This window comes from Mesotoga sp. B105.6.4 (genome assembly GCF_002896535.1).
Lineage (GTDB): Bacteria > Thermotogota > Thermotogae > Petrotogales > Kosmotogaceae > Mesotoga.
Window position 1 is genome coordinate 1 of the sequence record NZ_JWIM01000100.1, and the last position, 6,969, is coordinate 6,969.

Sequence of the window (6,969 nt, forward strand, 5' to 3'; positions counted from 1 at the left end):
GCATTTTCCAATAGTGTGGTTGCTCTCTTCAAGTAAGAAATAAAAGGCAATTCTTCTTTGGGAAGTCTTACTCCAATCGGTCTCACCTTGGGATAGAACTTCCCTATTGCAACATCCATATGAGCAGCGTCATCTATTAGCTCTACCTTCCCTTCATCTATTTCTGGAAAGGAAGCGCCTAGGTCGAGAAACTCCCTCGCGTAAACCAATTCTTCTCCCGAAATGTCATGTAAATAATGGAGTCACTAAAAACATTTGTCCCCAAACGTTGATCCTCAAAGGATATTGTATTCCCGTCGTGTCACAAGGCAGAGGCGAAACGGCGTCTCAGAGTATAGCTCAAATGAATCAGCCTCTTTCCGTCGCCTTTCTCAATACCGTGAAACCATACGGATCTAACGACACGGTACAAGAATCGAGCCTCGCAGACCCCCAAAGCAGAACATCATAAGGCTTTCCAATTTTGTATTCTCTTGGAACGGGTGAGTTGTTCAGACAAACAACAACCCGTTCATTCCCGTACTCTCTCTCGAACGTGAAAAGCCCATTTTCGGCGATACGGGGTATGAAAGCTCCCTTTTTCAGAGCCGGACTGGTTTGTCGAAGCTCTATGAGCCTTTTGTAGAACTCAAGAAGTTCCCGGTCCCAGAGCTTCTCATCCCATATCATCGACCTCCGACAGTCAGGATCGCTACCGCCTTCAATGCCTATCTCGTCGCCGTAATAGATCGCAGGAACACCCGGGTAGGTGAATAAGAACAACAGGATGAGTTTAAGTATCTCCTTCCTCCCGTTGCAGAGTGTGGTGATTCTGGGGCGATCGTGGCTGTCTATCATGTTGTACATCGCATAGTTCGCCCAGTCGGGGTAGCTACGCCGCAAGACGTATAGCTTTTCTGCAAACGTCTTGGCGTCGATGTTGTTGAAGACGAAAAAGGAGAGAAGATACTTTCTCAAACTATAGTTCATCCCTCCATCCAGATAACCTCCCTTGAACCAGGAAGTCCCAAGATGAAGAAGCTCGCCGAGAACGTAAGCGTCCGGTTTCATCTCTTTGGATCTCTCTCGAACGGCGCGTACAAAATCGGGATGCAGATATTCCACAGTGTCGAGCCGCCAGCCGTCGATATCGGCCTTCTCGAACCAGTATCGGACCACGTCAAGTAAATAATCTCTCACCTGAGGGTTGGAAAGATCGAACTCGGGCATCTTTCCGTAGCCGGCAAAACAACGGTAGTTCGGTTCGGGGCTCTCGACAACCGGAATCGAGTCAATGTGAAACCAGCTCCAGTAGCGGGACTCTTTACCCCTCCTCGTCGCATCGACGAAGAACGGGTGTTCAATACCGCAATGGTTGAAAACTCCATCCAGCAAGATCCTCATCCCCCTCGCATGCAACTGCTCGACCAAGTCGATGAGGGCCTCATCCCCGCCCAGGGTTTCGTCTACTTTGAAGTAATTGCGGGTGTCGTATTTGTGGTTCGAAGGCGCATCGAAGATGGGAGTCAGGTATATGCAGTTGACTCCAAGCTTCTGTAAATAATCGAGCTTATAGATGATTCCTTGCAGGTCCCCTCCGTAAAAGCGATTCCTCTCGGGCGGGGCCCCCCAGTCAAGAGTATCTGGAGGATCGTTGTACGGTTCACCGTTGAAGAAAGAGTCGGGAAATATCTGATAAATAATGGCATCGTTTGCCCATTCAGGCGGTTTGAGCTGCATTTACATCCTCCTTTTTACTCTTTGACCGCTCCGCCTGTCAAGCCGGAGACGATTTGACCCTGCAACGAATAGAAGATCGCCACTATAACCAGCGAGCCGAGGACTCCGGCCGCGGCGAAGGGTCCCCACCTGTCGTCGTAATGCTGACCGACGAACAGACGTAATCCCACTGCCAGGGTGTACATGTTGTCACCCTTGAGCAGGGTACTCGCGATCATGTATTCGGAATAAGTGGCGATGAATTGAATAATGAAGACGACAACGAGAATGGGCTTGGTCAGTGGCAGCACAATACTCAGAAACGTTCTGAAGGGTGTGGCTCCGTCGACAAAGGCCGCCTCTTCCAGAGAGCGTGGAATACTGTCGAAATATCCCTTCATGAGCCACGTGTTGAAGCCTATCGCTCCTCCCAGATAGACGAAAATTAGCCCTGCGTGAGTGTTGAGACCGAGTAGCGGAAGGTTCTTGCTGAACCACGCCATAATCAGGAAGATCGCCGTCATTCCCAGTGTCTGTGGAAACATTTGAACCAGGAGAATCATCAACAACCCAGCTCTCCTTCCGCGAAAGCTGAACCGTGAAAAGGCGTACGCCCCCAGCGCGCACAGAAATACGCTTATAGACGAGGTCACGAAACAGATTTTCAAGGTGTTCCACATCCACATCGTGAATACCCTGTTGGCGCCAAAGAGAAGACTTGTGTAATTGTCGAGGGTCGGTTTGGCCGGGAATATACCCGTCGAGTTGATCGAATTGGCCGGATTGAAAGAGGTGCCTATTATGAAAAGCGCCGGAAAGACTGCAAACACGATCGCAATCCAGATCGCGCCGTGTCGCATTATCCTGCCGATAACATATCTAGCGGTCCTTTTATATCTCATTGGCAACATCCTCGAGCACTCTGGTCCTTCTAAAGCTAATGATCGATATAGTAACCACGATCGCGAAGATCACCACAGATACCGCGGCCGAGAGCGCCATTTCGCTTCCCTCTCTTCCTGAGAAGGCCAGTTTGTAGGCATAAGAGATAAGGATATCGGTCGCGCCAGCGACATCTCCGATTCCCATAACCGGATGGCCTTCGGTGAGCAGCCAGATCACCGTGAAATTGTTGAAAGTCGTCGCGAATGAACCTATAAGAAGCGGAGCCAGCGTCACGATCACCAGTGGAAAGGTCACCTTCCTGAACTTCTGCCAGCTCCCAGCACCATCAATCTTCGCCGCTTCAAGAAGATGTGGTGAAATCGCCTGTAAAGCTCCTAACGAAACCAGCATCATGTAAGGAAATGTGAGCCAGATGTTGGTAAGTAACACCGAGAATCTCGCCCAGAAGACTGAGTCCAGCCAGGGTATAGATATACCGGCAAGGTTTCTGAGCATCCTGTTGAAAAAGCCGAACTCGCTGCTATAAAAACCGTACCGCCAGACCAGCAGAGAGATGAAAGATGGCATCGCGTACGGAACGATCAGAAGGGATCTGTAGAGTTTTCTAAACCTTAGCTTGCTGTCGTTCAGCATCATGGCCAGAAACAGGCCGATGACAAAGCTGATAAGAACCGTCAAAAGCGACCATTCGATGGTCCAGATGAAGACCCCGAAGAAGGGCTTCCTGTATTTTTCGGTGTTTATTATTCTCAGATAGTTTTGAAGACCGACATATTCCGTCCAGCCTGGATCCAGAGCCTCTCCGTCGCTCGTGATGAATCGTGCCTTTTCGGATCTGTAAGTCTTCCCGGTTTTTAGATCGGTCAGTGTGTCGGTAGCCTCGTCGTAAGCGTACTGATGTTCGTACTGTCTGAACTCGCGCAGGGTACTTAGCCTCAGAAAGCCGTTACCGTATGGGATTCTTAATTTCTGCAACAGAGATACGTTTGTGGCGATCTTTGACCCCTCCATAATATTCCACTGACCAATCCTGTCGGGCGTTCCGTCCAGATCGTTATCAACTATATCGAATTCGCCGGGATCAAGAATCTCTCCATTCATATCCACAAGAAGTTCTTCATCAGATTTCAGCAAGAGAAGCATAATGTCCGAATCGTTCCCGTATGCCTTGAAACTGTATTTTTCGGCATCGGGCCGCAGGTATTCGCGGTTGAGAAAGAGATTTATCGCGTCATCTTTCCCTATGACGTGGCCAGTAGAGTAGTTGGTGAAGGAGAGATACACGTTGTAAAGGATCGGAAGAACGACCATAGCCGTCAAGAAAAAGAGTCCAGGCAGGAGGTATCTCAAAGGGTAGCTCTTCTTTGTAAAGACAACTGCATTTACTACCACCAGCAACACGACTCCAGTTATCGAAAGGTACAGATCGCCCGAGATCACGAAAAATGTGCACGCAAAAATGGCGAGCGCGTTGAACAGTGACATCATCGTTATTTTGATAAGAAATCCCAGAAAACGTCTCTCCACTACTTCCTCCATAAACTGTATCCCCCGGAATATTCATCTCAGATCTCTCTTCTATTGTTCACACTTTCTGCATCCTTTGCCGGGGGATACAGATCTACTTGCATTCGTCAGTTGGAAAAGGTATCTTCGAGCACTTTTGCAGCCTGCCTTAGAGCTTCATGGGGAGAAAGCGTCTGGTTGCAAATCAAAGTCATTGCATCCGTCCAGACAGACCAGACCGTGTTCATCTCCGGGACATTTGGAATCGGCATGCCGAAAGAGATCGATTCTGCGAAGGCATTCATGATGGGATCGTCCCTGGTCTCTTCGAAAGCAGGTATAAATGCCGATGGTCTCGGGTCCATTTCAAATATCTTCAGCATCGACTCTTTGGTTGCATACTGGTTCTCGATGAAGTCCTGTATAATTGCCTTGTTGGGGGAGTACGCGTTGACCATGATGCCTGACACGCCTACGAAAGGCCGTGGCCGTTGCCCGCATATTGTCGGTATGGGTGCAACTCCAACGTTTACTCCTCCGCTTTCTGCGATGGGGATACTCCAGGGTCCGGTGATTACCATTCCCGCCTTTCCTTCGGAGAGAAGTCCCGTCATAGTCTCCCAGGGTATCTCTCCCGGCATGAGACCCTCCTCGATCAACCAGTCTATAAGAGTCGCTCCCAAAATCATGCCAACGGAGTCAAGACCGATATCGTCCATCAATAGTGTTCCCTCCGGACTCTGCCCAAATATATATCCTCCAAGGGCCGAAAGCACCGGGAAGCTGTTATAAGGGAAGGGGAGTTCGACGATAAATCCGTACTGCCCGATAGCGGGGTTGGTAATCTCTCTAGTGATAGCAATCAACTCATCCCAGGTCTGAGGAGGCTCAGGAACGAGATCTTTGTTGTACAGCAGGGCGACCCCCTCTCTGCTGTAAGGGACACCGTAAAGCTTTCCTTCGAAGGACATGGCATCGATAGTCACGGGGTCGAACTGCAAGAGAAGATCTTCAGGAAGGTCGATAGCGGCGATGGTACCATTGCGGACGAGTCTTCCTATCCAATCGTGAGCCCCAACGATTAGATCGGGGCCCTCGCCCGCGGGAGAGGCCGTGACAACCTGTTCGGTAATCGCATCCATGGTCATTTCGTAGACCGTCACGACTATTCCAGTCATTTCAGTGTAGTCATCAGCGAGTTCCTTGAAGATCGGAGTTCTCGTGTCATCTGCCCAGATTATCAGCTGTCCATCGACAGTGGCAGTTATCACCGAACCCAGCAATAACATCGAAACCGTTAGAACGATCAGAACCTTTCTTTTCATATTCTCCTCCTTTCTATAGCCTGGAATTTCTCCAGGCTCATGCGGATTCACGTTCCACCATTTCAGGCTTCAAGCAGACACTCTCGACTTCCTTTCCAGGTCTCTCGAGGCGTTCGAGCATCATATCTACGGCTTTCTCCCCCATCTCTTCTATCGGTTGCCTTACCGTGGTGATCCCCCAGTCTCTGGCGACCGATTGATCGTCGTAACCGACCAGCTTCACATCCCGACTGATGCGAAGACCTCTGAGCTGGGCCTCCCGCATAACTCCAAATGCGTAAAGATCGCTCATGGCGAAGATGTTGAAGGGAGGCCGATCGTTGTCGAAGATATCGCGGGCCGCGAGAGCTCCGGCGCTCCAGCTGAAATCGTAGGAGTGAACGTTTCTCTGCGGAAGGCTTTTCCCGCTTTCGAGGAGCGCTTTCTGAAAACCTTTGAATCTTGAGTTGAAGACGGGCCAGAAGCCCGAATCTATCGATTCCTGCATCATTATGACGTGTGTGCTTCCTTCTAGGTGCGAGAACTTCCTTCCTACAAGGTATCCTCCGAGCTCGTTGTCTATGTAGATCGAGTCGTACAGGGGCGAATAGCTGTCAACAAGGACCGTTGGACCTTCGAAGGGTTTACTGAAAGATGAAAAGAGATGCTCGATATCGAACGAGCAAAGAAATATTCCTGCCGCGTCTGAACTGGGGACGTCATGCAACATGACTTTCGAGACCCAGTCCCTTTTGAGAACCGGAAACAGCATCATGGAGTACAACTGCGCTCTGAGCTTCCCTTCCATGCTCTTAATGAGTCTTTCATAGAACTCCGTACCGATCATTGGGATCACTATGCCAACTGTGGAGGATCTTCCACCGGCCGTTCTCCGCGCGTTCTGGTTTGGGCGGTAACCGAGCTTCTCTATCACTTCAAGGACTCTCTTTCTCGTTTCCCTATTAACATTCTGGCTTCCGTTGATTACCCTTGATACTGTTCCTCGCGATACTCCGCTGAGTCTGGCAACATCCTCTATCGTTATTGGCTTCATAATCCTACTCCTCTGCCAAAAAAGACACGTTTTGAATAATGTGAGGGCTCACAATACTATATCATAATTAGCAAACAAGAGTCAAATTTTGCTATTGAGAAAGCGCAATTTCGATTAGTAGCATGTACACACATTCATAGGAATCTATCTTGTCACTAATTACTAACAGCAATTAACAACAGTCTAGAATGCAGCGCTAAACTGTGAGCGCTCCCAGCACAAAAAACAATATTCCTCAGAGCAATCTTAAGCTTGAGCGCGGAGTCGTCTTAGAAGAAGCAAAACTAGAAGACAAATTGAAATCGTTTATGAGCTCATTGCGGAGTCACGGGCTCACAATCTTCTTGTCATGAGAGTGTATGATTCAGCATCCTGCCGGCTTCGGAAAATGGAGAACCGTTGACGTCGGACCTATTTTGATTGAATGAAGAACTACGTTGCCGAAATGTAAATAACGGAGTCTGTCCCTATTATCTTCTCTCGACCCATACAAAGAAACTA

The 6,969-nt window shown here is 49.1% G+C and carries 6 protein-coding genes; all 6 read right to left on the bottom strand.

The window, feature by feature from the left end; genetic code table 11:
• On the bottom strand, window positions 1-209 hold a 209-nt coding region (locus RJ60_RS14725; RefSeq protein WP_146028944.1), incomplete at its 3' end, for a hypothetical protein.
• A 139-nt stretch (window positions 210-348) separates the two neighbouring features.
• A complete protein-coding gene (locus RJ60_RS14730) occupies window positions 349-1,719 on the bottom strand; it encodes a glycoside hydrolase family 13 protein (RefSeq protein ID WP_103135251.1) in 1,371 nt (456 codons plus the stop codon).
• Window positions 1,720-1,733: 14 nt separating this feature from the next.
• Window positions 1,734-2,600, bottom strand: coding sequence for a sugar ABC transporter permease (locus RJ60_RS14735; RefSeq protein WP_180979986.1), 867 nt, complete (start codon window positions 2,598-2,600; stop codon window positions 1,734-1,736).
• A complete protein-coding gene (locus RJ60_RS14740) occupies window positions 2,590-4,143 on the bottom strand; it encodes an ABC transporter permease subunit (protein ID WP_103135253.1) in 1,554 nt (517 codons plus the stop codon). Before RJ60_RS14740 ends, RJ60_RS14735 begins: the two co-directional genes overlap by 11 nt.
• A 95-nt stretch (window positions 4,144-4,238) precedes the next feature.
• Entirely contained in the window at window positions 4,239-5,435 is a 1,197-nt protein-coding gene (locus RJ60_RS14745) for a maltose ABC transporter substrate-binding protein (RefSeq protein ID WP_103135254.1), read from the bottom strand.
• 37 nt (window positions 5,436-5,472) lie between these two features.
• A complete protein-coding gene (locus RJ60_RS14750; RefSeq protein WP_103135255.1) occupies window positions 5,473-6,468 on the bottom strand; it encodes a LacI family DNA-binding transcriptional regulator in 996 nt (331 codons plus the stop codon).
• Window positions 6,469-6,969 lie beyond the last annotated feature (501 nt).

What these genes read in the sequence shown, in the direction of transcription:
- RJ60_RS14730 (WP_103135251.1), bottom strand. Translation starts at nt 1,719, where the DNA reads ATGCAGCTCAAACCGCCTGAATGGGCAAACGATGCCATTATTTATCAG.
- RJ60_RS14745 (WP_103135254.1), bottom strand. Translation starts at nt 5,435, where the DNA reads ATGAAAAGAAAGGTTCTGATCGTTCTAACGGTTTCGATGTTATTGCTG.
- RJ60_RS14735 (WP_180979986.1), bottom strand. Translation starts at nt 2,600, where the DNA reads ATGAGATATAAAAGGACCGCTAGATATGTTATCGGCAGGATAATGCGA.
- RJ60_RS14750 (WP_103135255.1), bottom strand. Translation starts at nt 6,468, where the DNA reads ATGAAGCCAATAACGATAGAGGATGTTGCCAGACTCAGCGGAGTATCG.
- RJ60_RS14740 (WP_103135253.1), bottom strand. Translation starts at nt 4,143, where the DNA reads ATGGAGGAAGTAGTGGAGAGACGTTTTCTGGGATTTCTTATCAAAATA.